Here is a 26,854-nt window from a genome sequence, read left to right as displayed (position 1 = left end):
CCTTGCCGAGCGGAAGCGGAGGCGGGCCCGCCGCGCCCACCGCCGTCACCGCCGGCGCCGCGCACAGGAACACCGCCCGGCCCGGACGGCGGGCGCGGGCCGGATCGACACCGCCGAGCAGTGGCGCGACGTCCCCACCTTCCACGCCGACGGAACCGTCCCCGTGGCCCTCGCCCTGGCCGGACTCGCCGCGGGCGCGCCGGCGGGCCTGCTGCTGCGCCGCTCCCTCGCCGCGCCCACCGCGGCCGTGCTCGCCCTCGCGGGACTGCGGGCGGCCGTCCACGCGGCCCTCCCGCACCTGTGGCCCACGGCCACCGAGGTCACCAGCCTGCGCGACGGACCCTTGCCCGGGGGCATCGTCACCGGTGACGGCATCGTGGCCGGCACCGGCGTCCTGACCGCCGACGGCGACCGCCTGGCCGCCCCCTGCGGCAGCGAGACGCTCCCGGGCTGCGGTGCGCGGCCGGCCGACCTGGACGCCGTCGGCTTCCACCACGACCTCCACCCGGCCGGGCACTCCTGGCCGCTGCAGCTCATGGCCTCCGGCGTGCCGCTCGTCGTCGCCGTGCTGCCGGCCCTGGCGGCGTTCCGCGTGCTGCGCCCGCGCACCGCCGGCCCGGCCGGGAGGAGGGGCCCGGCATGAGCACCACCGCACCCGCGCGGCCGCACCGCGCGGTGCCGTGCCGCCGCGCCCCCTGACCGGCGCCTTCGCAGTCCCTGCCGGGCGCGCCCGCACCTCTCCCCCGGGCGCGCCCGCACGTCCCTCCCCGCGTGAGGGGCGCCCGCCCGCACCCCCCGGGCCGCCCCCCGCTAGCCAGGACGTCATGTCGCCGTAACCGCTGATTCAGACAGCCTTGCGACGCTCGGCCAATGCATCCCGCCGTGCCAGAGTCTTCGCCACTCCGAGGGGGGAACGGGCGGAACACGGAAGCCCCAGGGCCACCACCGCTCCCACCCGCGTTTTCCGACGCGCCCGCGGAGGCGCGGGCGCGGAAGAATGGCCCCATGAGCCAGCAGAACGCCCAGGCACAGCAGGTACAGCACGCGCAGCCCTCCGTGGGCTCCATAGCCGCTCACCGCCCGCACACCGTGGCGGGGGTGGTCTCCGACCTGGAACCCGACATCGACGCGGACCTCGGCGGATACGCGGAGTCCCCGGTGGACGGCCACCCCCAGCTGCCGCAGGGTCGTTTCCTCGACCGGGAGCGGAGCTGGCTCGCGTTCAACGAACGCGTTCTGGAACTCGCCGAGGACCCCGAGACCCCGCTGCTGGAGCGGGCGAACTTCCTGGCGATCTTCGCCAGCAACCTGGACGAGTTCTTCATGGTCCGGGTGGCCGGTCTGAAGCGCCGCATCGCCACCGGCGTCGCCACCCGCTCCGCCTCCGGGCTCCAGCCGCGCGAGGTCCTGGAGATGATCTGGGCCCGCTCCCGCGAGCTGATGGCCCGGCACGCCGCCTGCTACCACGAGGACGTCGCCCCGGCCCTCGCGGAGGAGGGCATCCACCTGGTCCGCTGGAACGAGCTGGCGGAGAAGGAGCAGGCCCGCCTGTTCACCCTCTTCCGGCACCAGATCTTCCCGGTCCTCACGCCCCTCGCGGTCGACCCGGCGCACCCCTTCCCGTACATATCGGGCCTGTCGCTGAACCTGGCCGTCGTCGTCCGCAACCCGGTCACCGGCCACAAGCACTTCGCGCGGGTCAAGGTGCCGCCGCTGCTGTCCCGCTTCCTGGAGAGCTCCCCGGGCCGCTACGTCCCCGTCGAGGACGTCATCGCCGCCCACCTGGAGGAGCTGTTCCCGGGCATGGAGGTGCTGGAGCACCACGCCTTCCGGCTCACCCGCAACGAGGACCTCGAGGTCGAGGAGGACGACACCGAGAACCTGCTCCAGGCGCTGGAGAAGGAGCTCATGCGGCGCCGCTTCGGGCCGCCGGTGCGGCTGGAGGTGGAGGAGTCCATCGACCGGGAGGTGCTGGACCTGCTGGTCCGGGAGCTGAAGGTCAGCGAGGCCGAGGTGTACCCGCTGCCGGGCCCGCTGGACCTCACCGGTCTCTTCCGCATCCACAGCCTGGACCGGCCCGAGCTGAAGTACCCGAAGTTCGTCGCCGGCACCCACCGCGACCTGGCGGAGGTGGAGTCCGCCTCGCCCCCCGACATCTTCGCCGCGCTGCGCAGCCGCGACGTGCTGCTGCACCACCCCTACGACTCGTTCTCCACGTCCGTGCAGGCGTTCCTGGAGCAGGCCGCCGCCGACCCGGACGTCCTCGCCATCAAGCAGACGCTGTACCGGACGTCGGGCGACTCCCCGATCGTGGACGCGCTCATCGACGCCGCCGAGTCCGGCAAGCAGGTCCTCGTCCTGGTCGAGATCAAGGCCCGCTTCGACGAGAGCGCCAACATCAAGTGGGCGCGCAAGCTGGAGGAGGCCGGCTGCCACGTCGTCTACGGCCTGGTCGGCCTGAAGACCCACTGCAAGCTCTCCCTGGTGGTCCGTCAGGAGGGCGACACGCTCCGGCGGTACAGCCACGTCGGCACCGGCAACTACCACCCGAAGACGGCCCGCCTCTACGAGGACCTGGGCCTGCTCACCGCCGACCCGCAGGTCGGCGCGGACCTCTCCGACCTGTTCAACCGCCTCTCCGGCTACTCCCGCCGGGAGACCTACCGCCGGCTCCTGGTCGCCCCCAAGTCCCTGCGGGACGGGCTGGTCTCCCGGATCGACAAGGAGGTCCAGCACCACCGCGCCGGGCGGCCCGCCCACGTCCGCATCAAGGTCAACTCGATGGTCGACGAGGCGGTCATCGACGCCTGCTACCGGGCGTCCCGGGCGGGCGTGCCGGTCGACATCTGGGTGCGCGGCATCTGCGCGGTCCGGCCGGGCGTGGCGGGCCTGTCGGAGAACATCCGGGTGCGGTCCGTCCTCGGCCGCTTCCTCGAGCACTCGCGCGTCTTCGCCTTCGGCAACGGCGGCGAGCCCGAGGTGTGGATCGGCAGCGCGGACATGATGCACCGCAACCTCGACCGCCGGATAGAGGCGCTGGTCCGGGTCACCGACCCGGCCCACCGGGCGGCCCTCAACCGGCTGCTGGAGACCGGCATGTCCGACTCCACCGCGTCCTGGCACCTCGGCCCGGACGGCGAGTGGACCCGGCACGCGAAGGACGCGGACGGCCAGCCCCTGCGCAACGTCCAGGAGATGCTCATAGACGCCCGGAGGCGCCGGCGTGGCACAGCGACACCTTGACCCGACCGACCCGACGGCCGGTCCGGCACCGGCGGACGCCCTGGCCGGCTACCTGCGGGGCCGGGCGACCGAGTTCCTCCGCGCGCTGCGCCTGCACCGGGAGGCCGGCGCGGGCGCGGCGGAGGACTCCGCCGAAGCGGCCCGGGCGCTGCGCCGCGCCTCCCGCCGCATCAGCGCCAGCCTCCACACCTTCCAGCCGGTCCTGGACCCCGACTGGTCGGAGGCGATGCGTCCCGAACTCGCCTGGGTCTCCGGCACGCTGGCCCTGGAGCACGCGTACACGGCCCGTCTGGAGCGGCTGCTGCTGGCCCTGCACCGGCTGTCGGGAGCCGCCACGGCCTTCCCGGCCCAGGCGGAGGGCGGCACGGGCGCGCCGGACGCGGGGGGCGCGGCGCGGCGGCCCGCCCCCGACGCCGTCCCCGCGCGCCCCGGCGGAGCCGGCCGTGCCACGGCCACCGTGCCGGCCACGGGCACCGACCGCCTCCCGGGCGCGACCCGCACCGCCCGCCCGGCGGGCACGGTCCGCGCGGCCGGCGGGGCCGCCGTCGTCGACCGCGGTCACCTCACCGTGGGGGCCGCCAAGGCGGGCGCGCTGCTCGACCGGCAGCTGACGCTCGCCCGCACCCGGGCGCACTCCACCGCCCTCCAGGCCCTCGGCTCCTCCCGGTTCCACGCGATCGCCGACAAGGTCGCCGTGCTCGCCAGCGAGGTCCCGCTGGCGCCGGCCGCGTCCACCGCGGACCTCGCCCCCCTGGCGGCGGCCGCGCGCGAGCGCCTCGTCGACGCCGTCGCCGCGCTGCCCCTGCTCACCGCGGGCAGCCCGTACAACGCGGAGGCGCTGATCCACGGGCTGTCCCCGGACCCCGCCCCGCACCCGCAGGACGTCCCCTGGCACCAGGTCCGCCTGCTGCTGCGCCTGCACCGCTACGCCCGCGAGGTCCTGCACGCCGCGGCCGGCGGGGAGCCGGCCGCCGACGGGTGCCTGCTCACCGCCGCCGACGCCCTCGACCGGCACCGCGACGCCGCCGAGGCGGCGGCCGCCGCGGCGCAGGCGGCGCGCACCCCGCGGATCGCCCCGGCCACGGCGTACGCGCTGGGCGTGCTCCACGCCGACCAGCGGCACGAGGTGGAGGCGGCGCGGTACGCGTTCCAGCGCGCGTGGCACAAGGACGTCACGGGCACGTCCTGACGGCACGGGCCGGCGCCACGGCCCCAGCGCACCAGCGCACCAGCGCCCCAGGGAGGCACCCGATGAAACCCCCGGGCTCCGATTCCGGCTCCGATTCCGGCTCCGGCGGGATCCGCACCCCCACCGTCCAGGCCGCCGGCTGCGTCCTGTGGCGCCGCTCCCCGGTGACCGGGGAGCTCCAGCTCTGCCTCGTGCACCGGCCGAAGTACGACGACTGGTCCTGGCCCAAGGGCAAGCTCAAGCGCGGCGAGGACCCGCTGGCCGGCGCGCTGCGCGAGGTCGCCGAGGAGACGGGCCACACCGCCGCGCCGTCCGCCGAGCTGCCCTCGGCGCACTACCTGGCGGGCGGCCGCCCCAAGCGGGTCCGCTACTGGGCGGCCGAGGCCGTCTCCGGCACGTTCACCCCGAACCACGAGGTCGACCGCATCCTGTGGCTCCCCCCGGACGCGGCCCGCGCCCACCTCACCGCGCCCGGGGACGCCGCCCTGGTGGACGCCCTGCTCGCCGCCCTGCGCCCGCCCGCCTCCTGAGCGCGCCCGCCCGCCCCGCCGCCCCGCCCGGACACCTGTTCGGTCACCCCGCCCGGATGCCCCGTTCCGGCCCGGTCGCCCGGTATCCTCCCGTGTCCTCGACGTAAGCGTTCCGTGACCTCACCGCACCGTCCCCAGGGGTTCACCCCTCGTTCATTTACGGCCATCGGCGCCGTCACCTGATCTGCCTACTTTCGGCCTTACGCGATGCGGATCGCCCGAAAAAGAGGGAGACCGCGGCACCCACACTTCGCACGCCGCCGAATGCAGGACGGCGGCTCCTGGAAGGAACTCAAGTGAAGCTTCAGCGCAAGAACCGGCGGGCCCTCGCTCTCGGCGCTCTCGCCGTCTCCGGCGCCCTGGCCCTCACGGCGTGCGGCTCCGACGACACCGGCGGCTCCAACGGCGGCGGCGCGTCGGCCGGCGCGCCGGCCGGCAACGTCGACTGCGGCGACGCCAAGGGCCAGCTGCAGGCCTCCGGCTCCTCCGCCCAGAAGAACGCGATCGACGCCTGGGTCAAGCAGTACACCGCGGCCTGCAAGGACGTGCAGATCAACTACAACCCGACCGGTTCCGGCGCCGGCATCACCGCGTTCACCCAGGGCCAGACCGCCTTCGCCGGTTCGGACTCCGCGCTGAAGCCCGACGAGATCGAGGCCTCGAAGAAGATCTGCGCCGACGGCCAGGCCATCGACCTGCCGATGGTCGGCGGCCCGATCGCGGTCGGCTACAACGTCCCCGGCGTCGACACCCTCGTCCTGGACGCCGCCACGCTCGCGCAGATCTTCGACAACAAGATCACCAACTGGAACGACGAGGCCATCAAGAAGCTCAACCCCGACGCGAAGCTTCCCGACCTCAAGATCCAGGCCTTCCACCGCTCCGACGAGTCCGGCACCACCGACAACTTCACCAAGTACCTGAAGGCCGCCGCGCCCGAGGACTGGAAGTACGAGCCGGGCAAGTCCTGGGAGGCCGAGGGCGGCCAGTCCGCCCAGGGCTCCTCCGGCGTCGCCCAGCAGGTGAAGCAGACCTCGGGTGCCATCTCGTACTTCGAGCTCTCCTACGCCAAGGACGGCGTCAAGACCGTCGACATCAAGACCGAGGCCGCCGAGCCGGTCAAGGCCACCGTCGAGAACGCCACCGCCGCCATCGGTGCCGCCAAGGTGGTCGGCACCGGCAAGGACCTCGCGCTGGAGCTGGACTACACCCCGTCCGCCGAGGGCGCCTACCCGATGGTCATGGTGACCTACGAGATCGTCTGCGACAAGGGCAACAAGCCCGAGACGCTGCCCGCCACCAAGTCCTTCCTGAACTACATGGCCTCCGAGGACGGCCAGGGCCTGCTCGCCGACGCCGGCTACGCCCCGATGCCCCAGGAGATCATCACCAAGGTCCGCGAGACCGTCTCGGGCCTGAGCTGACCCGAGTGTGCGGACCGGACCCCACCACCACGGGGCCGGTCCGCACCGTCCGGTGCACCGCCATCAGGAGCCCCCGGCCCCCGGACGGCTCCGACCGAGCCGCCCGCCCCGGCGGCTCCGCAGACCGGAGAACCCGATGGACGTCATGACACAGCAAACCACCGCTCCCCCCGCCCCCGGGCCGGCCGCGCCCCAGGACAAGCGCGCCGCACGCGGTGCCACCCGCCCCGGTGACCGGATCTTCCTCGGGCTCTCCCGCGGATCCGGCATCCTCGTCCTGGCCCTCATGGCCGCCATCGCGGCCTTCCTGACCTACCGCGCCTCCCTGGCGATCAGCAAGAACGAGGCGAACTTCTTCACCGCCTTCGAGTGGAACCCCGGCGGCGTCCCGCCGGAGTTCGGCATCGCGGTCCTGGCCTTCGGCACCCTCGTGTCGTCGGTCATCGCCATGGTCATCGCGGTCCCGGTCTCGGTCGGCATCGCCCTGTTCATCACGCACTACGCCCCGCGCCGCCTCGGCGGCCCCATCGCGTACGTGATCGACCTGCTCGCCGCCGTCCCGTCCATCGTCTACGGCCTGTGGGGCGCCCTCGTCCTGGTGCCGCACCTGGAGGGCCTCTACGGCTGGCTGGACGACTACCTCGGCTGGACCGGCGTCTTCGAGTGGAACGACGGCGCCCCGCGCTCGCTGTTCACCGTCGGCATCCTGCTCGCCATCATGATCCTGCCGATCATCACCAACGTGAGCCGCGAGGTCTTCCGGCAGGTCCCGCGGATGCACGAGGAGGCGGCCCTGGCCCTCGGCGCCACGCGCTGGGAGGTCATCCGCATGTCGGTGCTGCCCTTCGGCCGCTCCGGCGTCATCTCCGCCTCGATGCTCGGCCTCGGCCGCGCGCTCGGCGAGACGATGGCCGTGGCCATGGTGCTCTCCCCGTCCTTCGACATCATTCCCAGCCTGCTCGACACGGGCGGCGGCACCTTCGCGCAGAACATCGCCAGCAAGTTCAACGAGGCCACCGTGATGGGCCGGGACGCGCTGATCGCCTCCGGCCTCGTCCTCTTCGTCATCACCCTGCTGGTCAACGGCGGAGCGCGCATGATCATCGCCCGCCGCAAGGAGTACTCGGGGGCCAACGCATGAGCCACGCAGTCCTTTCCCGCCGGCGCAGCTCCCTGCGCGGCGCGACCCTGCCCACGTGGTTCCCCTGGGCGGTCGCCGCGGGCTCCGTCGCCCTGGGGCTCGCCATCAGCACCCTGGCCGGCCTGCACAGCAGCATCCAGTGGGCCCTGATCGCGGCCGTGCTGTTCGTCCTCGGCTCCTACGCCATCTCCGCGAAGGTCGAGGGCAGCCGGCAGGCCAAGGACCGCACCGCGACCAGCCTGGTGTGGGTCTCCTTCCTCCTGGCCGTCATCCCGCTGGCCTCCCTGGTCTGGGAGACGGTCAAGCGCGGCGTGAAGGTCCTCGACGGCTACTTCCTCACCCACTCCATGGGCGTGGTCGCCGACACCGAGCCCGGCGGCGGCATCTACCACGCCATCCTCGGCACCCTCCAGCAGGTCGGCCTCGCCACCCTGATCTCGGTGCCGGTCGGCATGCTGACCGCGATCTACCTGGTCGAGTACGGCCGGGGCAGGCTGGCCCAGGCGGTCACCTACTTCGTCGACGTGATGACCGGCATCCCGTCGATCGTGGCCGGTCTGTTCATCCTGAGCATCATGCTGATGCTGGACCTGCAGCCCTTCGGCTTCGCCGGTTCGCTCGCCCTGACGATCCTGATGATCCCGGTCGTCGTCCGCTCCACCGAGGAGATGCTCAAGCTCGTCCCGAACGAGCTGCGGGAGGCCTCGCTGGCGCTGGGCGTCCCCAAGTGGCGCACCATCCTCAAGGTGGTCCTGCCGACGTCGGTCGGCGGCATCATCACGGGGGTGATGCTCGCGATCGCCCGCATCACCGGTGAGACCGCCCCCGTGCTGCTGCTGGTCTGGGGCACGAACTTCATCAACGCCAACCCGTTCGAGGGCCCCCAGGCGTCCCTGCCGATGTACATCTACCTCCAGTACCAGAACAGCGGCGGATACGGCGCGGCCTACGACCGGGCCTGGGCGGCGGCCCTGACGCTCATCGCGTTCATCATGATCCTCAACCTGGTGGCCCGCGGCATCGCCCGCTGGAAGGCCCCGCGCTAACGACTTGCGGCTCCGCCGCGCGGCCGGTCGCCGACGCGACCGGAGCCGGCCCCGGCCACCGACCCGAAAGAAGCAGTGATTCCCATGGCCAAGCGCATCGATGTCAGCGGCCTCAACGCCTACTACGGCTCCTTCCTCGCCATCGAGGACATCTCGATGACCGTCGAACCCCGTTCCGTGACGGCCTTCATCGGCCCGTCCGGCTGCGGCAAGTCCACCTTCCTGCGCACGCTCAACCGCATGCACGAGGTGACGCCGGGCGGCCGGGTCGAGGGCAAGGTCATGCTCGACGACGAGAACCTGTACGGCAGTGGGATCGACCCGGTGGCCGTGCGGCGCGAGGTCGGCATGGTCTTCCAGCGCCCGAACCCGTTCCCCACGATGTCGGTCTACGACAACGTGGCGGCGGGCCTGCGCCTGAACGGCAAGTACAAGAAGTCCGAGCTGGACGACATCGTCGAGAAGTCCCTGCGGGGCGCGAACCTCTGGAACGAGGTCAAGGACCGCCTGAACAAGCCGGGCTCCGGCCTCTCCGGCGGTCAGCAGCAGCGCCTGTGCATCGCCCGCGCCATCGCGGTCGAGCCGAACGTCCTGCTGATGGACGAGCCCTGCTCCGCCCTGGACCCGATCTCCACCCTCGCCATCGAGGACCTGATCGGCGAGCTGAAGGAGCGCTTCACGATCGTCATCGTGACGCACAACATGCAGCAGGCGGCCCGCGTCTCCGACCGCACGGCGTTCTTCAACCTGGCCGCGGTCGGTCAGCCCGGCAAGCTGATCGAGATCGACGACACGGAGCGGATCTTCTCCAACCCGTCCGTCCAGGCCACGGAGGACTACATCTCCGGCCGCTTCGGCTGACCCGGACCCCTCGCGGTGCTGCATGGCGGTGCCACCGTGAGGACGAAGAGGGCCCGCCCCCGGCTCCCGGGGGCGGGCCCGTCGTCGTACGGACGGCGTCCGGCGCCCGCCGGGTGTCCGGCGGACGTATGCCGGGTGCTAGAGGAACGCCAGGTGCACCAGGCCGAACGACGCCGCGGCCACCAGTGCCGCCGCCGGCATGGTGATGAACCAGCCGAGGACGATGTTCTTGGCCACGCCCCAGCGCACCGCGTTGACCCGCTTCGTCGCCCCCACGCCCATGATCGCGGACGTGATCACGTGCGTCGTCGAGATCGGCGCGTGGAACAGGAACGCCGACCCGAACATGATCGACGCACCCGTCGTCTCCGCCGCGAACCCCTGCGGCGGGTCCAGCTCGATGATCTTCCGCCCCAGCGTCCGCATGATCCGCCAGCCGCCCGCGTACGTCCCCGCGGACAGCATCAGCGCACAGGCGACCTTCACCCACACCGGGATCGGATCGCCGTAGTCCTCGACGTCGGCGATGACCAGCGCCATCACCACGATGCCCATCGTCTTCTGCGCGTCCTGCAGACCGTGCCCCAGCGCCATCCCCGCCGCCGAGACCGTCTGCGCGATGCGGAAGCCCCGCTTGGCCTTGTGCGGGTTGGCCCGCCGGAAGATCCACAGGATCGCCGTCATCACCAGGTAACCGGCGATCAGGCCCACCACCGGCGACACGAACATCGGGACGACGATCTTCTCCAGCACCCCGTCCCAGTACACGGTGGTGCCGCCGGCCAGCGCGGCGCCCACCATGCCGCCGAACAGGGCGTGCGAGGACGAGGAGGGCAGGCCGAAGTACCAGGTGATCAGGTTCCAGACGATCGCCCCCACCAGCGCGGCGAAGAGGATCCCCATCCCCGTCGAGCCCTCGGGCGTCTCGATCAGTCCTTCACTGACCGTCTTGGCGACCCCCGACCCCAGGAAGGCGCCGGCGAGGTTCATGACGGCCGCCATCGCGAGCGCGATCCGGGGGGTGAGGGCCCGCGTCGACACCGAGGTGGCGATCGCGTTCGCCGAGTCGTGGAAGCCGTTGGTGTACGTGAAGAAGAGCGCGACCCCGATGGTCACGACCAGAGCGAAGGTGTCCATGGACGGGCCTCAGGACTCCTTGACCGCGATGGTCTCCACCGTGTTCGCCACGTGCTCGAAGGCGTCGGCCGCCTCCTCCAGTACGTCCACGATCTGCTTCAGCTTCAGCACCTCGATCGCGTCGTACTTGCCGTTGAAGAGGTGGGCCAGCAGCTTGCGGTGGATCTGGTCGGCCTGGTTCTCCAGGCGGTTGACCTCGATCCAGTACTCGGTGAGGTGGTCCATCGTGCGCAGGTGCGGCATGGCCTCCGCGGTCAGCTCCGCGGCCCGCGCCAGCACCTCGATCTGCTGCTCGACGCCCCTGGGCAGTTCCTCGATGTTGTAGAGGACGACCAGGTCGACGGCCTCCTCCATGAAGTCCATGATGTCGTCGAGGGAGGACGCGAGGGAGTAGATGTCCTCGCGGTCGAAGGGCGTGATGAAGGAGGAGTTCAGCTGGTGGAAGATCGCGTGCGTGGCGTCGTCACCTGCGTGTTCGGCGGCCCGCATACGCTCTGCGATCTCGGCCCGGGCGGAGGCGTCCGCCCCGAGCAGTTCCATCAGGAGTTTCGAGCCCGTGACGATGTTGTCCGCGGACGCGGCGAACATGTCGTAGAAGCTCGTCTCCCTGGGGGTCAGACGAAAGCGCACGTGGGGTCCTCGGTCTGCATCGGTTTCAGTCAGGCTGATGCTAGGCGCATCCTCCGGCCACGACTAACGGGCCGTCCCCCAGTGTCGCCCATCGGGCAGAGTGACGAGCAGGGGGGCGGTCCGCGGGCCGTGCCCGGCCGCAGCGCACGGCGGCGGCCAAGAAGCGTCTACCCCGCAGAATTCGCTACCATATACCCACCAGGGGTATATGTCGCCCGTCAGCACACCAGGAGGACGCGATGACCACCACCGAGACCGGCGCGAACGCGCCCTCCTCCCCCGCCGCCCGGCAGGGGACCGAGGTGACACACACGACAGATGTGGCACATGCGACAGATACGACGGGTGCGGCGGGCGTCGTGACCGACCACGACCGCGGCGTCCACGGCTACCACCACCAGAAGCAGGACCACGTCAAGCGCCTGCGCCGCATCGAGGGCCAGATCCGCGGCCTGCAGCGGATGGTCGACGAGGACGTCTACTGCATCGACATACTCACCCAGGTCTCCGCCTCCACCAAGGCCCTGCAGTCCTTCGCGCTGCAACTGCTGGAGGAGCACCTGCGCCACTGCGTCGCGGACGCGGCCGTCAAGGGCGGCGACGAGATCGACGCGAAGGTCGAGGAGGCGACGCAGGCGATCGCCCGCATGCTGCGCACCTGAGCGGTCCGGCCGGCGGCCGGTCCCTACTCCGGGAAGGACTCCGCCCGCGCCTCGGCCACCCGCAGCACCTCGTCGATGCTCTCCAGGCTGAGCCGGTCCTCGGCGGCGGAGGCCGCGATGATCAGTTCCCCGCACAACTCGATCTCGGCGAGCGCCACGTGGTCCTGCACCGTCCCGCTCCTGAGCGGAGCCACGCCCTCACCCCTTCTCTGCCGTCACCGGCTTCCTAGGGTAGGGAGCGGCCCGCGCACCGCGCATGGCACGGAAGGGCTAGTTCGGGCCGGTCACCCCTCGGCGATCCGGCCGGCGTAGATGTCCTCCTCCGCCGGAAGCCGTACGTCGGCCGGGGCCCCGAAGGCGTACAGCAGCGTGGTCGAGGCGACCGCGACGGTCCTGTCCTGCTCCCCGTTGACGAAACTGAACCGGTGCCGGACCTTGCGGATCCGCCCCTGGTCGTCGAGGTAGACGTCGAACGGCACCTCGGCGGTGGCGAACCCTTCCGCCGCCGCGGCCAGCGGACCGCGGTTCGTCCCGGACGCGCCCCGCGCGGCCCTGGCCAGGTCCGCCGTCCCCCGGTAGTGCCGCACCCGGGTGCCCGCGACCTCGGTCCGCCCCACGAACGTCGCCTCGCGCGTCCCGCGCAGCACCTCGGCGGCGGCGAACGGGTCGGTGGCCCCGCCGGTGACGAGGTTCCCGTCGGACAGCGTCCCGGTGTCCACCCGCACCCACTTGTCGGCGGGCACCCCGGCGCCCCGGTTCTTCATGAACAGCGCCCCGGGGGCGAGCAGCTCGACGATGGGCCGCCGCGCCGCGGCCCCCGCCGGGCCCTGCGGCAGCAGCACCTCCAGCCGCCCCAGCCGCCTGCGGTAGTCGTACACGCCCTCGCCCCGGATGGTCACCCGGGTCCCGCCGGCGGCCATCTCCAGGAAGGTGCGCGCCCTGGAACTCCCGGCGTCCACCAGCGCGTCGGCGGCCCCGCGCAGCGTCCGGACCGGATCGCCGGCCGGTGCGTCCCCGGTCACGGCGTTGCTCCGCGCGCAGCCCACCGCGCCCAGGCAGAGACAGCCCGCGACCACCACGCCGACCGTCCGGCGGTACCGCCGCTGCCGTCGAGCCGTCACCTGCCCACCCCCGCTCCGTCCGACACGGGTCGCCTGTCGTTCCCGTTAACGACCGGTGGGAGAGCCCGTCACGCCGCCGCGCGGGAGCGCTACCGTGGTCGACGTGGCGCATCAGGACGACGAGGCAGGCCCAGGCCGACACAGCACGACCACCACCGAACGGGGGCCTTTCTGCATGGCCCGCTGCACCTGCGGCTGGCGCGGTCCGGCCAGGAGAGCCAGGAGCCTGGCCCGCACGGACGCCGAGAACCACACCCGCGAGTGACCGGCCCCCCCGGCCGCGGCGGCGGGCGGGGGCACGCGGCCCGGTCCGCGCCCTCCCCGTGGTGGTCCGCAACGGCGGCCGCTCCCGGGCCGGTTGGCCCTCCGACGACGAACACCTGATCGGCGCCGTCTCCGCGCTCGACGCCGCCCGCGCCGCCCGCGCCTTCGCGGACGCCGCCGTCGTCGGCGAGGACCACAGGGGTCCGAGGGGCTCGGGAGGGCCCGAGGGACCCAAGGGGCAGCGGGGGCGGGGGAACCGAGGGGCCGTCAGGCCGCCAGGTCCCGCTGCTCCGCCCCGGGCATCCCGTTCCGCGTCCCCGGAACCGCCGCGCCGCGTTCCGCGCGCTCGCGCCCCCGCGCCGCGATCAGCCAGCCGGCCCGCGGCGACCGTTCGATCGCCCGCATGACCGGCGTCAGCAGCGCCATGGCGAGCGGCGACAGCAGCAGGGCGACCGCCGTGCCGAGCGCGAGTCCGCCGATGACGTCCGTCGGGTAGTGCACGCCCATGTAGACGCGGCAGAAGCCCGCGAACACGGCGAGCACGAGGCCGACGAGCCCGAGCCTCCGATTGGCCAGGAACAGCCCCACCGCGAGCGCCATGGTGAGCGTCGCGTGGTCGCTGACGAAGGAGTAGTCGGTCTTGCCCTCGATGAGGACCTCGAGCCCCTCGTGGTCGTAGAACGGCCGGGGCCGCTCCACGAATCCGCGGATCGGCACGTTCACCAGGACGGCGACGCCGGCCGCGAGCGGCGCCCACACCAGCGCCGCGACGGAGGACGCCGCGTCCTCACCGCCCCGCCGCCGTATGCCCCACCAGCACCACAGGATCAACCCCATCACGGCGATCAACAGGCCGAACTCGCCGACGAACTCCATGACCCGGTCGAACCACGGCGGCGCTTCCCTGGCGAGTCCGTTGATGTCGTAGAGCAGGTCGACGTCGGGGTTCGACCCGGATTCTGCGAGTCCAGCCATGGTGCTACGGCCCCTTCGTCATCTCTCTCGGCGCGCCGTGCGCACGCCTCTCCTGCCACCCCCGTGGTTTGTAGGCCCGCTCGTCCGCTCGGCTACGAGAACAGGAACGCATGGTCCCCGTTGATACGTTCCACACTCCACCGAATGATCACGCAGACGTTATCGAAGAGAGATTCATCCGCGCAGCTCAGGGGGTGGGCTCGCGGGGCGCTCACCGCGTCACGGGGAGTGCTTTCGCGCCATCTTCGGTCACCCTGGTGGCACCGAAGTAGTCAGGTGTGTCGATCGGGTCGAACCGGATCACGGCACCCGGACGGGGCGCATCGATCATGTATCCGCCTCCGACATAAATACCCACATGCCGGATGGCCCGGGAATTGGTGAGGTCGTCCGAGAAGAACACCAGATCACCGGGGAGCAGTTCGTTCCGCTTCGGGTGCGGTCCCGCGTTGTACTGGTCGTTGGCCACGCGCGGCAGCGTGATCCCGACGCTCTCGTACGCCGCCTTGGTCAGACCCGAGCAGTCGAAGCGTCCGCCCTGCTCAGCGGTGCCGTTGCCGCCCCAGAGGTAGGGCGTGCCCAGCTTCTTCTGCGCGTAGGCGATGGCACCGGCGGCCTGCCGGGAGGGGTCGACGCGGCCGACCGGCGCGGCGAAGCTCTTCTCCAGCGCGGTGATCCGCTTGACGTAGTTCTGCGTCTCCTTGTAGGGCGGGACACCCCGGTACTTGATCACCGCGTAGGCCCCGGCGTTGTACGACGCCAGCATGTTTTCGGTCAGATTCCCGGGAACGTCCTTCACGTAGGACGCGAGCGTGCAGTCGTACCTGGCCGCCGACGGGATGGCGTCCTCGGGATCCCACACGTCGCGGTCCCCGTCCCCGTCCCCGTCGATGCCGTGGGTGGCCCAGGTGCCGGGGATGAACTGGGCGATGCCCTGCGCCGCCGCGTGGCTCTGCGCCCTCGGGTTGAACCCGCTCTCCTGGTAGAGCTGGGCGGCGAGCAGCGCCGGGTTGATCGCCGGGCAGAGGTTGCCCCACTTCTGCACGAGCGCCTGGTACGCGGCCGGCACGCTCCCCTTGGCGAGCGCCTTGGCCGCCCCGCCGCCGACCCCGTTGACGAGGTTCCCGGCGACGACGTAGACCCCGACGACGAGGAGCATCACGAAGGCCAGACCCGCACCGGTGGCGATGGTCGCCGCGACCCAGACCCTACGCACCGTCAACCACCCCTCACCGTCCGGGAGTCCGCTGCCGGACGTCAGTGTAGGGGCGGCACCCGCCCTCCGGGGTGATCACGTGACGGAAGTGACGGCCGGTCACGGCGGTCCGCGCCCGGCCCGCGGCGCCTCCCCGCCGGACGGGCTCCCCGGCCCACCCGGCGCCGGGACGTCAGCCGAAGAGCGGGAACCGGTCGGCGTCGGGCCCGAGGAGCCGCCGTTCCCCCTCCGTGAGGCGCGCCCGGCCGGTCGCCGCCCGCGCGTAGTGCTCGTCGCCCCATTCCAGCGGGACGGGCCCGCCCAGGAGGCCGTCCGGGGTGGTGCGCACCGCGGCCAGGCCGGCCGCGGACGGGCCGCGGTGCGCCGGGGAGCCCGGCCACGAGGTCCAGGTGGTGGACGGTCGCCTCCCCCGCCGGCGTCGTCACCAGGTCCCCGGCGGTCATCACGTGGCCCTGGGTGGAGACCGGCCTTCCGGGACCGGCCGCCACGGCGGCCGCCACGGTGGCCGCCGCCGTCTCCAGGTACAGCTCGCGCAGCGGACGGAAGTCCGGGAACAGGCTCGCGCACACCCGTGTCCGGCGCCGTTCGTCCGCCGCGTCCGCCGTGCCGGGCCGCCGGCCCCGCCAGTAGGCGACGGCATCGCGGTCCGCCGGACCGGAAGCCGGGGTGCGCAGGGCCACGAGCCCCCGCCGGGCGTCGGGGAGGCAGTGGTGGACCAGGTCACGGACCGTCCAGCCGGCGCAGCCGGTCGCCCGCCGGGACCCCTCGTCCCCGAGCGCGGACACGACGGCCGAGAAGGCCTCGCAGGAAGCACGCAGATCCCGTGTCGGATTCACGTCCCGCAGCCTTCCCCGCGGGAGGGGACCGACGACGCGGCCACGCACCGGGTTCCGATCCGATCTCATTGCCCGGGGTGACGTAGCGTGATACACAGAGTGACGATACGACTCTTCACCCGCCGGAACGCGCCCCTCCCGGAGCCGGGCGCGCGCCGGTGGCAAGCTGTTTGTACGAAACCCGCCAACGGATGACGCCAAGTCGACATACGACAGCGACAATGTCGGTGACAATGAGGCCTGTCCTCTGCACCACCGCAGAGGACGCGGAACTACCCATACAGGGGCGGTGACTTACATGCTCTTTGCGGCCGACGAGGGAGACATCAACACCATTATCGGCGGAATCGCTCCGGACTGGGGCCCCTTCGGCAGCCTGGGCAACGAGGCCAAGGTGATGATCGAAGTGGTCATGGCGGTCGCCATCCTGATCTGCCTGGGCATCGCCATCTGGGGGGCGGCCAAACAGCGCATCGGCGCCACCGCGTTGAGGGACACGTTCAGTGCCGAACAGGGCAAGGGCCTCATCATCGCGGGCCTGACGGGCGTCTTCATCATCGGTTCGCTCGGCACGCTGTTCACCATCGTGTACGGCATGGCCGTGTAGCCCCGCCCGCTCCATCGGTCCCGACCGGGCACGCCCGGCCTCTCCTCCACCCCACCCGCCCGTCGTGCCCACCGGCTGAGGTTGCGCTTCCCTGATGTCCAGTCACCACACCGCGCCCGCGCGGGAACCGACGCGGCTACCGTCGTACGTGGAGTACGCGGAGCACGGGGTGTTCCCGCACGACGCTGAAAGGGCGTACGCGGTATGAGTCTCGGAGACGAGCACGAGACCCCCGGTGGGTACGGCGGCACGGGCCAGACCCGCACCCGCCTGCCGGGAAGGGACGACGACCCGTACGGCGGCGCGCGCAGAGGCGGCCGTACCTCGTCGCGCAGCCTGGTCACGGTCGTCGGCGTGGTGGTGCTCCTCATCGCCGCGATCGCCTTCGCGAACCGCGGAGGAGGCGATTCCTCCTCGACGGACGACTCCGACGACTCCCCCAAGGCGGCGGCGACGGCCCCCTCGGGGGAGAAGCCGGTGAAGGCGAAGGCGGCGGGGATCCCGACCGGATACAAGCAGGACGCTCAGGGTGCGCAGAGCGCAGCGGCCAACTACTCCGTCGCGCTGGGATCCGCCGACATGTTCGTCGAGGACCGGCGGCGCGAGATCGTCACCACCGTGTACGCCCCGGATGTCGCCGCCGCCCGGCAGGCCGATCTGGACAAGGCCTACTCCAGCAGCGAGTTCCTCGCCAACATCGGTCTCGACAAGGACGGCAGGGCACCCGCCGGGCAGACCTTCGTCTCACGGGTGATCCCGGTGGGCACCAAGGTGACGTCGTCCGGCCCGAGCACTGCCACCGTCGAGGTGTGGTACACGTCGCTGTTCGGCCTGTCCGGCGAGGGCTCCACCAACCCCGTGACCGAGAGCTGGTACACCACCACGTACCAGTTGAAGTGGATCGACGACGACTGGAAAGTCACCGACTTCCAGCAGAAGGACGGACCAGTCCCGGTCGGACGCGACCAGCAGGCCTCCACCGCCGACGACATGACGAAGGCTGTCGAGGAGTACGGAGGGTTCACGTATGCGCGCTAACCACCGCTTCCTCGGGCTCACGGCCGCCGTCGCCGCCGTACAGACCACCATGGTGCTGCTCGCGACCCGAGCCGTCGCCGACCCCACTCCGGCACCGACGGACAGCGGCAACCCCTGCGACCTCATCCGCGGCCCCGCCAAGGACTACTGCGAGCGGGGCAGGGACGCCGGCGACTCCCCCGGAACCAGCAGCGTCCCCGACGGCCCCGCCTCCACCCTCGACCCCCTCGCCTCCCTGGCCCAGGGCTGCGCCGACGCCGCCGCCTGGACCGTCAAGCAGCTCAGCAAGGCCGTGGAGGAGACCGCCGACGTCGACTTCACCAACGACACCTTCCTCAAGCAGTACGCCGTCGTCTTCGCCGCGTCGACGATCCTCACCCTCATCCTCTGGCTGCTCGCGGTCGCCAAGCGGGCGGTGCGGGGCGTCCCCCTCACCACCGCCCTCTCCGAGGCCGTCGGCTTCCTCTGGCTGACCGTGCTCGCCTCGGCCTTCACCCCGCTGATCCTCTACACCGTGGTCTCCGCCACCGACGGCGTCACCGAGGTCCTCGCGAAGGCGACCGGCGACCAGACGGACACCTTCTTCGGCACCTTCTCCGCCGCGCTGGAGAAGGGCGACGACATCGGCGGCGGCCCGATCATGCTGATCGTCGTCTCCCTGGTCTCCATCCTCGCCGCCGGCGTCCTCTGGCTGGAGCTGGTCATCCGCGCCGCCCTGCTCTACGTCGGCGCCCTCCTCGGCACCGTCGTCTACGCGGGCCTCGTCGACAAGAACCTGTGGGGCCACGTCCGCCGCTGGGCCGGCATCATGATCGCGGTGATCCTGGTGAAGCCGGTCATCGTCATCGTGCTCGGCCTCGCCGGGGCCCTGTCCGGAGACGACGGCCCCGACGCCTTCTCCGCCGTCGTCTCCGGACTGGCGATCATCCTGCTCGCCATCTTCGCCTCCGCGATGATCTACCGCTTCGTCCCCGGCTTCGGCGACGAACTCGCCAGCTCCCGCAACAACCGCCTCATGCAGGGCGCCGAGGGCAAGGCCGCCGCCGTCATGAGCTCCCCGGCGACCATGGTCGCCCAGGGCATCAAGACCCACAGCGGCCGGACCGACCACGGCGGCGCGGGCGGCCGGTCCTCCGGCCCGCGCCCCTCCAACCCCGCCTCCGGCGGAGTCGCCGCGCACAGCTCGCGCACCTCCGGCAGCGGCGGCGGATCCGTCCCTCCCGCCGCACCCGCACCCCGCTCGAGCAGCCCGGTGAACACACCCCACGCCAGCAGTACCCGCAACAGCAGCAGCAACCGCACGGGAGGTGAAGGGCGTTGACGACCGAGTCCCATCTGTCCCATCCGGTCACGCCCCGCCGTACGTATCTGATCGGCCGCGCCCGGCCGAACGCGATCGTCGGACGCAACCGGGAGACCGGGGAGATCGCGCTGATCGTCGTGGGCGCGTTCCTCGGCATGATGTGCGGGCTCCTCGTCCCCGTCCTGTCCGTGCGGATCGTGCTGCTGGTGGGCCTGCCGATGCTGGCGCTGGCCGCGGTGTACGTGCCGTACAAGCAGCGCACGTTCTACAAGTGGTTCGAGATCAACCGCAGTTACAAGCGCACCGTGCGCCGGGGCGCCGCCTACCGCTCCGGCGCCGTCGAGGCCGGCACCCGGCTGGACGGGCGCGAGGTGGAGATCGGGCCGCCGCCCGGCATCGGACGGATCACCTGGCTCTCCGCGCCCTTCGGTCCCGACGAGATCGCCGTCCTGCTGCACGCGGACCGCAAGACCGTCACCGCCGCCATCGAGATCGAGGGCCCCGGTGTCGGCCTGCGCGACTCCGAGGACCAGGAGGCCCTCGTCGACCGCTTCGGCACCCTGCTCAAGCACGTCGCCAACGGCGACGGCTTCGTCACCCGCCTCCAGATGCTCGCCCGCACCCTGCCCGCCGACCCCGACGCCCACGCCAAGGACGTCGCCGTGCGCGGCGACGACCGGGCACCGGCCTGGCTGCAGCAGTCCTACGACCAGCTGCAGTCGATGGTGTCGACCAGCAGCGAGCAGCACCGCGCGTACCTCGTCGCCTGCATGCACTACACGCGCGAACTGGCCGCCGAGGCCAACGCCATGGCGCGGGCCATGCGCAGCCAGGGCGGCGGCAGGGTGGACCGCGACGCGGGACTCGCCGTCGTCATGGCCCGCGAGCTGACCGACATCTGCTCCCGGCTCCAGGAGGCCGACATCCGCGTGCGGCAGCCGCTCGGCCAGAGCAGGCTGTCCTCGCTGATCCACTCCATGTACGACCCCGACCACCCGATCGACCACATCCAGGCGATGAGCAAGCGCAACGCCTGGCCGGCCGAGCTGGACGCCATGGAGCCGACCTACCTCCAGGCCAAGACCCGCGAGTCCGCGACCCGCGCCCCCTGGTGCCACGCCACGGCCTGGATCAAGGAGTGGCCGATGACCCCGGTGGGCGTCAACTTCCTGGCCCCGCTCCTCGTCCACACCCCGGACGTGATCCGCACGGTCGCCGTCACGATGGACCTCGAACCCACCGAGGTCGCCATCGAGCGCATGCTGACCGAGAAGACCAACGACGCGGCGGAGGCGTCCCGCGCCGCCAAGATGAACCGCACCGTCGACCCGCGCGACGTCGCCGCCCACAGCCGCCTCGACCAGCGCGGCGAGGACCTCGCCAGCGGCGCGGCCGGCGTCAACCTGGTCGGCTACATCACCGTCTCCTCCCGCACGCCCGAGGCCCTGGCCCGCGACAAGCGGACCATACGGGCCTCGGCCGGAAAGTCGTACCTGAAGCTCGAGTGGTGCGACCGCGAGCACCACCGCGCCTTCGTGAACACACTCCCGTTCGCCACCGGCATTCGAAGGTAGGGGCTGAGCTGAAGATGCGGGATCCGCTGTCCGTCGTCACCGACGCCTTCACGTCCTTCCTCTTCGGGAAGGTCGAGACGACCCGGCTTCCGGTGCGCACGTCCACCGGCCAGGCGCAGGCGGTCTACCTGCCCACCGCCGCGCCCGGCCTCGGCGACTCCGGCGTCATCATCGGCCGCGAGGTCTACTCCGGCAAGGGCTACATCTACGACCCCTTCCAGCTCTACGGCCAGCAGCTGCCCGCCCCCCACTGGCTGGTCCTCGGCGAATCGGGAAACGGCAAGTCGGCCCTGGAGAAGACGTACGTCCTGCGCCAGCTGCGCTTCCGGGACCGCCAGGTCGTCGTCCTGGACGCCCAGGGCGAGGACGGCGTCGGCGAGTGGAACCTCATCGCGCAGGAACTGGGCATCACCCCCATCCGACTGGACCCGATGGCCGCCCTGGACCACGGCATCCGGCTCAACCCGCTCGACCCGTCGATCACCACCACGGGCCAGCTCGCCCTGCTGCGGACCATCATCGAGGTCGCGATGGGCCACGGCCTGGACGAACGCTCCGGCTTCGCGCTCAAGGTCGCGCACGCCTACGTCAACGAGACGATCGTCGAACGCCAGCCGGTCCTCTCCGACATCGTCGAGCAACTGCGCCACCCCGAACCGGAGTCGGCGGAGGCGATGAACGTCGCCATAGACGACGTACGGGCCTGGGGCCTGGACGTCGCACTCGTCCTGGACCGCCTGGTCGACGGCGACCTGCGCGGCATGTTCGACGGCCCCACGACCGTCGGCATCGACCTGGACGCCCCGCTGATCGTCTTCGACCTCTCCCACATCGACCGCAACTCCATCGCCATGCCGATCCTGATGGCGATCGTCGGCGTGTGGCTGGAGCACACCTGGATCCGCCCCGACCGGAAGAAGCGCATCTTCCTGGTCGAGGAGGCCTGGCACATCATCAACAGCCCCTTCGTCGCCCAGCTGTTCCAGCGCCTGCTGAAGTTCGGCCGCCGGCTCGGCCTGTCCTTCGTCGCGGTCGTCCACCACCTGTCCGACGTGGTGGACGGAGCGGCCGCGAAGGAGGCCGCGGCCATCCTGAAGATGGCCTCGACCCGGACCATCTACGCCCAGAAGGCCGACGAGGCACGGGCCACCGGACGAGTCCTGGGCCTGCCCCGATGGGCCGTGGAGATCATCCCGACCCTCACCCCCGGCATCGCGGTCTGGGACGTCAACGGCAACGTCCAGGTGGTCAAGCACCTGGTCACCGAGACCGAACGCCCCCTGGTCTTCACCGACCGGGCCATGACCGAGTCCTCCGCCGACCTGGCCGACGACGCCCTGCGCGCCGCCGAACGGGAGGCGGAGGCGCGCGCGGCGGCCTTCGTGGAGCAGCACGTCGGGGACTCCGAGTCGACGGTGGCGTAGGGGCGAGGGTGCACGGGGAGGACGTGTGAGACCGGACGACCACCGCGGGAACGGCCGCAGCGGCCAGGGCGGCATCCCGGACGGGCTGCTGATCGGCCTCATCGGGTTCCTCCTCGGCATGACCCTGCTGGTGTGGACGGCCACGGGCCTCGCGGGCCTCCTCGCCCACGGCTCCTGGCCGTCCGGGGTCACCTTCGCCCGCACCCCCCTGGCCATGCGCCACCTCGTCGCCGAGCCGCACGACCTCCCCGGCGCCTGGCCGGACGCACCGGCGTCCGGCCTCTCGGGCTACGGCCTGTTCTGGGGCCTGTTCCTCGGCCAGCTGATGATCCTCACCGTCCTCACCGTGTTCGTGCTGGGCACGGTGGCCCGCTGGCGAGCCGTACGGGCCCGGCGCCGCGCGGAACGGACGACGGCACCGGCACCGGCACCGGCGGCGACCATGACCGCGACACCGGCACCGACACCGGCCCCGCACGAGGTGCCCCTGCCGAGAACGGCACCGCAACCCGTACCGGAGACGGAACCGCTCCGGACCACGGCACCGCGCCAGGTCACACCCCCCGCTCTCCCGCCCGACGGCGGGGGGACGGACGAGCGGGAAGCACGCCCCGCCGCGGGCCCGGTGCGCTACGGCCCCCCGGACCTGCGCCGCACCACCGCCGCCCGGGCCGTACGGGACGCCGCCGGCCCCGCCCTCGTCCTCACCTCGAACCCCACGCTCTGGGCGGAGACCAAGGACGCCCGGGCCAAACTCGGCCCCACCCACCTCTACGACCCCACCCACCTCTGCGACACCCCGGGCCGCCTCCACTGGTCCCCCACGGCCGGCTGCGAGGACCCGCGCACCGCCGCCTCCCGCGCGACGGCGCTCCTCGCCCCCGTACGCCCCGCCTCCCGCCTGGACCAGGCGGTCAGCGACACCGCCACGACCCTCCTGCGCAGCTACGTGCACGCCGCCGCCGTCGACGGCCGCACCGTGCGCCACGTCCACCGCTGGGCCCAGGGCCTCCAGGTGCAGGACGCCGTACGCATCCTGCGCACCCACCCCAAGGCCGCCCCCGGCGCCGCGGGCGAACTCGAAGCGGCCCTCACCGCCCACCCCGAACGCCGCGAGATGGCACAGCAGCTGACCACCCGCGCGCTGTCCGCCCTCGCCACGGTCAACGTCCGTGAAGCCTGCACCCCCCACCGAAATGATGCCCTCGCCCTGGATTCCTTCATCCACGAAGGGGGAACGCTTTACGTAGTGGGCGAATCCATCGAGGATCCCCGTACCAGCCCGGGCGCGATGCCCCTGCTGACGGCCCTCGCCTCGCACGTGGTCGAGCGCGGCCGGCGCATGGCCGAACGGTCATCCTCCGGTCGGCTCGACCCACCACTCACCCTCGTCCTCGACGACGTCGCGGCCGTGGCTCCGCTTCCCCAGCTCCCGGAACTGCTGACCACCGGAGCGGACCGCGGCATGCCGACCCTGGCCCTGCTCCGGTCCCGCGAACAGGGACGGGCCCGCTGGCCGCACGACGAACTGCCGGTATGACCGCGCACTTCCGGACGGCACAGGCACCACCCGCCCGGCCCGGCACGGGCGCCGACGCCCGTCAGCGCTCGACGACCATCTCCAGCTCGTCCGGCCTCCCCGCCAGCGGCACGGTCACCCCGCTCTCCACGGACCCCGCCTTGCGGTAGAAGCCCAGCGCCCGCGCGTTCCCCGGATGCACGATGAGCCGCGCACGCTCCGCCCCGCGCCCCCACGCCCACTCCAGCGCGGCACCGAACAACGCCCCGGCCACCCCGCTCCCCCGGTACCCGGGCCGCACGTACACCCCGACGAGATGCCCCTGCCGCCGCTCCACGGGGAACCCGGCCCAGTCCGTCGACCCGGCCTCCTCCATCAGCACGGTGACCGTGCCCGCCCAGGCCCCGTCCCCCGTCTCGGCGACGAACTGCCGCACCCCGCCCGCGTCCCGCGCCGCGTCCGCCGTCCGCTCCCGCCAGTGGGAGTCGGGCCGCGCCACCGCTTCCTCATGGGTCTCCAGGTACGCGAGATGCGCCACCGGGTCCCGCAACGCCGCCAGCCGCACCTCCTTCGCCACGGCCCACTCCTCGGCACGCACCGGCCGGACCACCCAGTCCCCGAAGGGCTCGTTCCTCATGCCGGCCACCGTAGTACCGGAGTACCACGGCCCTCACCCCGAATACCGCCCGCGGTCCGACGCCCCCCGTCCCCGCGCGGACGACCATCGGAGCAGGACGCCGGCACCGCCGCGACGACATCACGACACCGCAGGAGGGTCCGGCCCATGACATCCACCGTGTTCCCCCCGACGGGCGGGCCCACCACCATGGACCCCGTGTCGACCCACCGGGCAAAACCCTCGGAGGAACAGGCCCCGGAGCCCCTCACCTCCTCCCTGCAACGCCTCAACCAGCGCGTACGCGCCTTCGACCGGCGTCACCCGCTGCTGTGGGACCTGCACTTCACCGGCTTCTGGGTGACGGCCGCCCTCATCGACCACCTCGGCGGCGGCTGGCGCACCACCACGCACCACCCCGACGCCCCCGGCTGGCTCCTGCTCACCCTGAGTCTCGGCCTGTCCGTCCCCCTCCTCCTGCGTCGCACCCACCCCGCGGCGGCCCTGCTCGTCCTCACCCCGTTCGCCCTCGCCAACGCCTGGACCGGCGTCACCCTCCAGGCGGCCCTGCTCCACCTCGTCGTCGTCTACCACATCGCCCTGCGCCTCCCCCTGCGCGCCCTGTGGTGGACCGTCGCCCTGGTCCTCGCCCCGGTGGCGCTCTCCACCGCCCTGCACGGGGAGGGCGAGTGGAGCCAGCAGATCGGCTCCCAGCTGACCTCCGTCGTCGTGGCGGTCCTCATCGGCATCACCGTCCGCACCCGCCGGAACTACACCGAGGCCCTGGAGGACCGCGCCCGCCGCCTGGAGACCGAGCGCGACCAGCAGGCCCGGATCGCCGCCGCCGCCGAACGCGCCCGCATCGCCCGCGAGATGCACGACATCATCGGCCACAACCTCTCCGTCATCACGGGCCTGGCCGACGGCGGCGCCTACGCGGCCGCCAAGTCCCCGGAGCGCGCCGTCCAGGCCCTGGACGCCATCGCCACCACCAGCCGCCAGGCCCTCGGCGAACTGCGCCGCCTCCTGGACGTCCTGCGGGACGACGAGGCGTCCCGCCCCGCCGAGCTGACGCCGCAGCCCACCCTCACCGACCTCGAGCACCTCGTCGACGGCGTCCGCGCCGCGGGCCTGCCCGTCCACACCACGGTCGAGGGCCGGGCCGCCCTCCCCGAGGGCCGCCAGCTCACCGTCTACCGCGTCGTCCAGGAAGCCCTCACCAACACCCTCAAACACGCCGGCCCGGGCGCCACCGCCGCGATCGCCCTCTCCTACGGTGACAAAGGGGCCGTCACGGTCACGGTCACCGACACGGGAGAAGCCGGGACGACCGCCCCCGGTGAGGGCCGCGGCCTGCCCGGAATGCGCGAGCGAACCGCCCTGTACGGCGGCACACTTGAGGCCGGCCCACGCCCCCACCCCGAACGGGGCTGGCGCGTCCACCTGCACCTCCCGGAGGAAACCCCGCAGTGACCACCGTCCTCATCGCCGACGACCAGCCCCTCCAGCGTTTCGGCTTCCGCATGCTCCTGGAGAGCCAGGACGACATGACGGTCCTGGGCGAGGCGGCGAACGGCACCGAAGCGATCCGCATGACGGCCGAACTGCACCCCGACGTGGTCCTGATGGACATCCGCATGCCCGGCCTCGACGGCATCGAGGCCACCCGCCGCATCATCGCCACGGGCGACCGCACCCGCGTCCTCATCCTCACGACCTTCGACCTCGACGAGTACGCCTACGCCGGCCTGCGTGCGGGCGCCTCCGGCTTCCTCGTCAAGGACGTCCGGCCCGAGGAGCTCCTCTCCGGCATCCGCGCGGTGGCCACGGGCGACGCGGTGGTGGCCCCCAGCCTGACCCGCCGCCTCCTGGACGCCTACGCCCACCGCCTCCCCGCCACCGCCCCGGAGCCCGCCCTGCCCGAGACGCCCGTCCCCGACCCCCGCCTGGCCTCCCTCACCGAGCGCGAACGTGAGATCCTCACCGTCATCGGCAAGGGCTGGACCAACACGGAGATCGCCACCCGCCTCCACCTCGCGGAGTCGACGGTGAAGACCCACGTGGGCCGCATCCTGGCGAAGACGGGCTCCAGGGACCGCATCCAGGCGGTGATCCTGGCGTACGACACGAAGCTGGTCGAACCGGCCTGAAACGCAGAAGACCCCGCACCATATCGGTGCGGGGTCTCCCCAACAATTGTTCGGCGGCGTCCTACTCTCCCACAGGGTCCCCCCTGCAGTACCATCGGCGCTGTGAGGCTTAGCTTCCGGGTTCGGAATGTAACCGGGCGTTTCCCCCACGCTATGACCACCGAAACACTATGAAACTGACAACCAGCCGCATGCCGTGACCATGGCATGGGGTTGTTCGTGGTTTCAGAACCAACACAGTGGACGCGAGCAGCTGAGGACAAGCCCTCGGCCTATTAGTACCGGTCAACTCCACACGTTACCGTGCTTCCATATCCGGCCTATCAACCCAGTCGTCTGCTGGGAGCC

The 26,854-nt window shown here is 72.1% G+C and carries 26 protein-coding genes, 2 rRNA genes and 1 pseudogene; 18 read left to right on the top strand and 11 right to left on the bottom strand.

The genetic code is table 11. The annotated features are described in order from the left end of the window. Positions 1-163 precede the first annotated feature (163 nt). The 8 genes from ACZ56B_RS14975 (at position 164) to pstB (ending at position 9,434) form a co-directional block, all read left to right on the top strand. Complete coding sequence (locus tag ACZ56B_RS14975; RefSeq protein WP_468789921.1) at positions 164-643, top strand: hypothetical protein; 480 nt, start codon at positions 164-166, stop codon at positions 641-643. Positions 644-1,005: 362 nt separating this feature from the next. Then, complete coding sequence (locus ACZ56B_RS14970; protein WP_468789920.1) at positions 1,006-3,243, top strand: RNA degradosome polyphosphate kinase; 2,238 nt, start codon at positions 1,006-1,008, stop codon at positions 3,241-3,243. After that, complete coding sequence (locus ACZ56B_RS14965) at positions 3,224-4,432, top strand: CHAD domain-containing protein (RefSeq protein WP_468789919.1); 1,209 nt, start codon at positions 3,224-3,226, stop codon at positions 4,430-4,432. Before ACZ56B_RS14970 ends, ACZ56B_RS14965 begins: the two co-directional genes overlap by 20 nt. Positions 4,433-4,494: 62 nt before the next feature. After that, positions 4,495-4,962, top strand: coding sequence for an NUDIX hydrolase (locus tag ACZ56B_RS14960; protein WP_468789918.1), 468 nt, complete (start codon positions 4,495-4,497; stop codon positions 4,960-4,962). Between the two features lie 296 nt (positions 4,963-5,258). Next, positions 5,259-6,386: a phosphate ABC transporter substrate-binding protein PstS gene (gene pstS / locus ACZ56B_RS14955; RefSeq protein ID WP_468789917.1), complete on the top strand. Its 1,128-nt coding sequence runs from the start codon at positions 5,259-5,261 to the stop codon at positions 6,384-6,386. A gap of 136 nt (positions 6,387-6,522) precedes the next feature. Continuing rightward, positions 6,523-7,527 carry a phosphate ABC transporter permease subunit PstC gene (gene pstC, locus ACZ56B_RS14950; protein WP_468789916.1) on the top strand — a complete coding sequence of 335 codons (1,005 nt, stop codon included), beginning with the start codon at positions 6,523-6,525 and terminating at the stop codon, positions 7,525-7,527. Then, positions 7,524-8,573, top strand: coding sequence for a phosphate ABC transporter permease PstA (gene pstA, locus ACZ56B_RS14945; protein WP_468789915.1), 1,050 nt, complete (start codon positions 7,524-7,526; stop codon positions 8,571-8,573). Before pstC ends, pstA begins: the two co-directional genes overlap by 4 nt. A gap of 84 nt (positions 8,574-8,657) precedes the next feature. After that, complete coding sequence (pstB, locus tag ACZ56B_RS14940) at positions 8,658-9,434, top strand: phosphate ABC transporter ATP-binding protein PstB (protein WP_468789914.1); 777 nt, start codon at positions 8,658-8,660, stop codon at positions 9,432-9,434. A gap of 138 nt (positions 9,435-9,572) precedes the next feature. Here pstB and ACZ56B_RS14935 read toward each other — a convergent pair whose 3' ends face one another. Further along, a complete protein-coding gene (locus ACZ56B_RS14935) occupies positions 9,573-10,571 on the bottom strand; it encodes an inorganic phosphate transporter (RefSeq protein ID WP_468789913.1) in 999 nt (332 codons plus the stop codon). A gap of 9 nt (positions 10,572-10,580) precedes the next feature. Continuing rightward, on the bottom strand, positions 10,581-11,201 hold the full coding sequence (locus ACZ56B_RS14930) for a DUF47 domain-containing protein (RefSeq protein WP_468789912.1): 621 nt from the start codon (positions 11,199-11,201) through the stop codon (positions 10,581-10,583). Between the two features lie 239 nt (positions 11,202-11,440). Between ACZ56B_RS14930 and ACZ56B_RS14925 the strand changes: the two genes are divergently transcribed. Then, positions 11,441-11,863: a metal-sensitive transcriptional regulator gene (locus tag ACZ56B_RS14925; protein ID WP_468789911.1), complete on the top strand. Its 423-nt coding sequence runs from the start codon at positions 11,441-11,443 to the stop codon at positions 11,861-11,863. A 23-nt stretch (positions 11,864-11,886) separates the two neighbouring features. On the opposite strand, the gene ACZ56B_RS14920 is transcribed toward ACZ56B_RS14925, so the two are convergent. Beyond that, entirely contained in the window at positions 11,887-12,057 is a 171-nt protein-coding gene (locus tag ACZ56B_RS14920; protein ID WP_468789910.1) for a hypothetical protein, read from the bottom strand. 90 nt (positions 12,058-12,147) lie between these two features. Next, the gene (locus tag ACZ56B_RS14915; protein WP_468789909.1) at positions 12,148-12,984 is read right to left on the bottom strand and encodes an SCO4651 family lipoprotein; all 837 of its coding nucleotides are present in this window, start codon (positions 12,982-12,984) and stop codon (positions 12,148-12,150) included. A gap of 103 nt (positions 12,985-13,087) precedes the next feature. Here ACZ56B_RS14915 and ACZ56B_RS14910 point away from each other — a divergent pair, with 103 nt between their 5' ends. After that, the gene (locus ACZ56B_RS14910; protein ID WP_468790035.1) at positions 13,088-13,249 is read left to right on the top strand and encodes a hypothetical protein; all 162 of its coding nucleotides are present in this window, start codon (positions 13,088-13,090) and stop codon (positions 13,247-13,249) included. Positions 13,250-13,515: 266 nt separating this feature from the next. Here ACZ56B_RS14910 and ACZ56B_RS14905 read toward each other — a convergent pair whose 3' ends face one another. The 4 genes and pseudogenes from ACZ56B_RS14905 to ACZ56B_RS14890 form a co-directional block, all read right to left on the bottom strand. Further along, the gene (locus ACZ56B_RS14905; RefSeq protein WP_468789908.1) at positions 13,516-14,223 is read right to left on the bottom strand and encodes a phosphatase PAP2 family protein; all 708 of its coding nucleotides are present in this window, start codon (positions 14,221-14,223) and stop codon (positions 13,516-13,518) included. A 211-nt stretch (positions 14,224-14,434) separates the two neighbouring features. Then, the gene (locus tag ACZ56B_RS14900) at positions 14,435-15,445 is read right to left on the bottom strand and encodes an NlpC/P60 family protein (protein WP_468789907.1); all 1,011 of its coding nucleotides are present in this window, start codon (positions 15,443-15,445) and stop codon (positions 14,435-14,437) included. A 166-nt stretch (positions 15,446-15,611) separates the two neighbouring features. Beyond that, positions 15,612-15,767 (bottom strand): hypothetical protein, encoded by a 156-nt coding sequence (locus ACZ56B_RS14895; protein WP_468790033.1) that lies wholly within the window; start codon positions 15,765-15,767, stop codon positions 15,612-15,614. Between the two features lie 112 nt (positions 15,768-15,879). Then, a pseudogene (locus tag ACZ56B_RS14890) lies at positions 15,880-16,344 on the bottom strand (maleylpyruvate isomerase N-terminal domain-containing protein); the annotation flags it as partial. Positions 16,345-16,573: 229 nt separating this feature from the next. On the opposite strand from ACZ56B_RS14890, the gene ACZ56B_RS14885 reads away from it, so the two are divergent. The 6 genes from ACZ56B_RS14885 to ACZ56B_RS14860 all read left to right on the top strand — a co-directional run bounded on the left by ACZ56B_RS14885 (position 16,574) and on the right by ACZ56B_RS14860 (position 23,761). Further along, on the top strand, positions 16,574-16,882 hold the full coding sequence (locus tag ACZ56B_RS14885; protein ID WP_006136301.1) for a hypothetical protein: 309 nt from the start codon (positions 16,574-16,576) through the stop codon (positions 16,880-16,882). Positions 16,883-17,086: 204 nt separating this feature from the next. Then, positions 17,087-17,920, top strand: a complete 834-nt coding sequence (locus ACZ56B_RS14880) for a hypothetical protein (protein WP_468789906.1) — start codon at positions 17,087-17,089, stop codon at positions 17,918-17,920. Next, entirely contained in the window at positions 17,910-19,241 is a 1,332-nt protein-coding gene (locus tag ACZ56B_RS14875; RefSeq protein ID WP_468789905.1) for a hypothetical protein, read from the top strand. The genes ACZ56B_RS14880 and ACZ56B_RS14875 overlap by 11 nt, the downstream gene beginning before the upstream one ends. After that, the gene (locus ACZ56B_RS14870) at positions 19,238-20,797 is read left to right on the top strand and encodes an SCO6880 family protein (protein ID WP_468789904.1); all 1,560 of its coding nucleotides are present in this window, start codon (positions 19,238-19,240) and stop codon (positions 20,795-20,797) included. The genes ACZ56B_RS14875 and ACZ56B_RS14870 overlap by 4 nt, the downstream gene beginning before the upstream one ends. A 14-nt stretch (positions 20,798-20,811) precedes the next feature. Continuing rightward, positions 20,812-22,221 carry an ATP-binding protein gene (locus ACZ56B_RS14865; protein WP_468789903.1) on the top strand — a complete coding sequence of 470 codons (1,410 nt, stop codon included), beginning with the start codon at positions 20,812-20,814 and terminating at the stop codon, positions 22,219-22,221. Between the two features lie 25 nt (positions 22,222-22,246). Further along, positions 22,247-23,761: a type IV secretory system conjugative DNA transfer family protein gene (locus ACZ56B_RS14860; RefSeq protein WP_468789902.1), complete on the top strand. Its 1,515-nt coding sequence runs from the start codon at positions 22,247-22,249 to the stop codon at positions 23,759-23,761. Positions 23,762-23,822: 61 nt separating this feature from the next. Here the strand turns inward: ACZ56B_RS14860 and ACZ56B_RS14855 are convergent, their stop codons facing one another. Further along, positions 23,823-24,377, bottom strand: coding sequence for a GNAT family N-acetyltransferase (locus tag ACZ56B_RS14855; protein ID WP_468789901.1), 555 nt, complete (start codon positions 24,375-24,377; stop codon positions 23,823-23,825). A gap of 147 nt (positions 24,378-24,524) precedes the next feature. Between ACZ56B_RS14855 and ACZ56B_RS14850 the strand changes: the two genes are divergently transcribed. Both ACZ56B_RS14850 and ACZ56B_RS14845 read left to right on the top strand, forming a co-directional pair. Continuing rightward, the gene (locus tag ACZ56B_RS14850) at positions 24,525-25,829 is read left to right on the top strand and encodes a sensor histidine kinase (RefSeq protein WP_468789900.1); all 1,305 of its coding nucleotides are present in this window, start codon (positions 24,525-24,527) and stop codon (positions 25,827-25,829) included. Then, positions 25,826-26,506 (top strand): response regulator, encoded by a 681-nt coding sequence (locus tag ACZ56B_RS14845; RefSeq protein WP_468789899.1) that lies wholly within the window; start codon positions 25,826-25,828, stop codon positions 26,504-26,506. Before ACZ56B_RS14850 ends, ACZ56B_RS14845 begins: the two co-directional genes overlap by 4 nt. 48 nt (positions 26,507-26,554) lie before the next feature. On the opposite strand, the gene rrf is transcribed toward ACZ56B_RS14845, so the two are convergent. Next, positions 26,555-26,671: ribosomal RNA gene (rrf, locus tag ACZ56B_RS14840) — 5S ribosomal RNA — on the bottom strand. Positions 26,672-26,761: 90 nt separating this feature from the next. Further along, positions 26,762-26,854: ribosomal RNA gene (locus ACZ56B_RS14835) — 23S ribosomal RNA — on the bottom strand; the annotation flags it as partial.

Source organism: Streptomyces sp. NPDC034670, assembly GCF_055574875.1.
This window is presented reverse-complemented; position numbering and strand designations above follow the sequence as displayed.

Coding starts and splice junctions, on each gene's coding strand:
- ACZ56B_RS14850 (WP_468789900.1), top strand. CDS start 24,525: ATGACATCCACCGTGTTCCCCCCGACGGGCGGGCCCACCACCATGGAC.
- pstB (WP_468789914.1), top strand. CDS start 8,658: ATGGCCAAGCGCATCGATGTCAGCGGCCTCAACGCCTACTACGGCTCC.
- ACZ56B_RS14935 (WP_468789913.1), bottom strand. CDS start 10,571: ATGGACACCTTCGCTCTGGTCGTGACCATCGGGGTCGCGCTCTTCTTC.
- ACZ56B_RS14970 (WP_468789920.1), top strand. CDS start 1,006: ATGAGCCAGCAGAACGCCCAGGCACAGCAGGTACAGCACGCGCAGCCC.
- pstC (WP_468789916.1), top strand. CDS start 6,523: ATGGACGTCATGACACAGCAAACCACCGCTCCCCCCGCCCCCGGGCCG.
- pstA (WP_468789915.1), top strand. CDS start 7,524: ATGAGCCACGCAGTCCTTTCCCGCCGGCGCAGCTCCCTGCGCGGCGCG.
- ACZ56B_RS14885 (WP_006136301.1), top strand. CDS start 16,574: ATGCTCTTTGCGGCCGACGAGGGAGACATCAACACCATTATCGGCGGA.
- ACZ56B_RS14865 (WP_468789903.1), top strand. CDS start 20,812: ATGCGGGATCCGCTGTCCGTCGTCACCGACGCCTTCACGTCCTTCCTC.
- ACZ56B_RS14880 (WP_468789906.1), top strand. CDS start 17,087: ATGAGTCTCGGAGACGAGCACGAGACCCCCGGTGGGTACGGCGGCACG.
- ACZ56B_RS14925 (WP_468789911.1), top strand. CDS start 11,441: ATGACCACCACCGAGACCGGCGCGAACGCGCCCTCCTCCCCCGCCGCC.
- ACZ56B_RS14875 (WP_468789905.1), top strand. CDS start 17,910: ATGCGCGCTAACCACCGCTTCCTCGGGCTCACGGCCGCCGTCGCCGCC.
- ACZ56B_RS14855 (WP_468789901.1), bottom strand. CDS start 24,377: ATGAGGAACGAGCCCTTCGGGGACTGGGTGGTCCGGCCGGTGCGTGCC.
- ACZ56B_RS14905 (WP_468789908.1), bottom strand. CDS start 14,223: ATGGCTGGACTCGCAGAATCCGGGTCGAACCCCGACGTCGACCTGCTC.
- ACZ56B_RS14960 (WP_468789918.1), top strand. CDS start 4,495: ATGAAACCCCCGGGCTCCGATTCCGGCTCCGATTCCGGCTCCGGCGGG.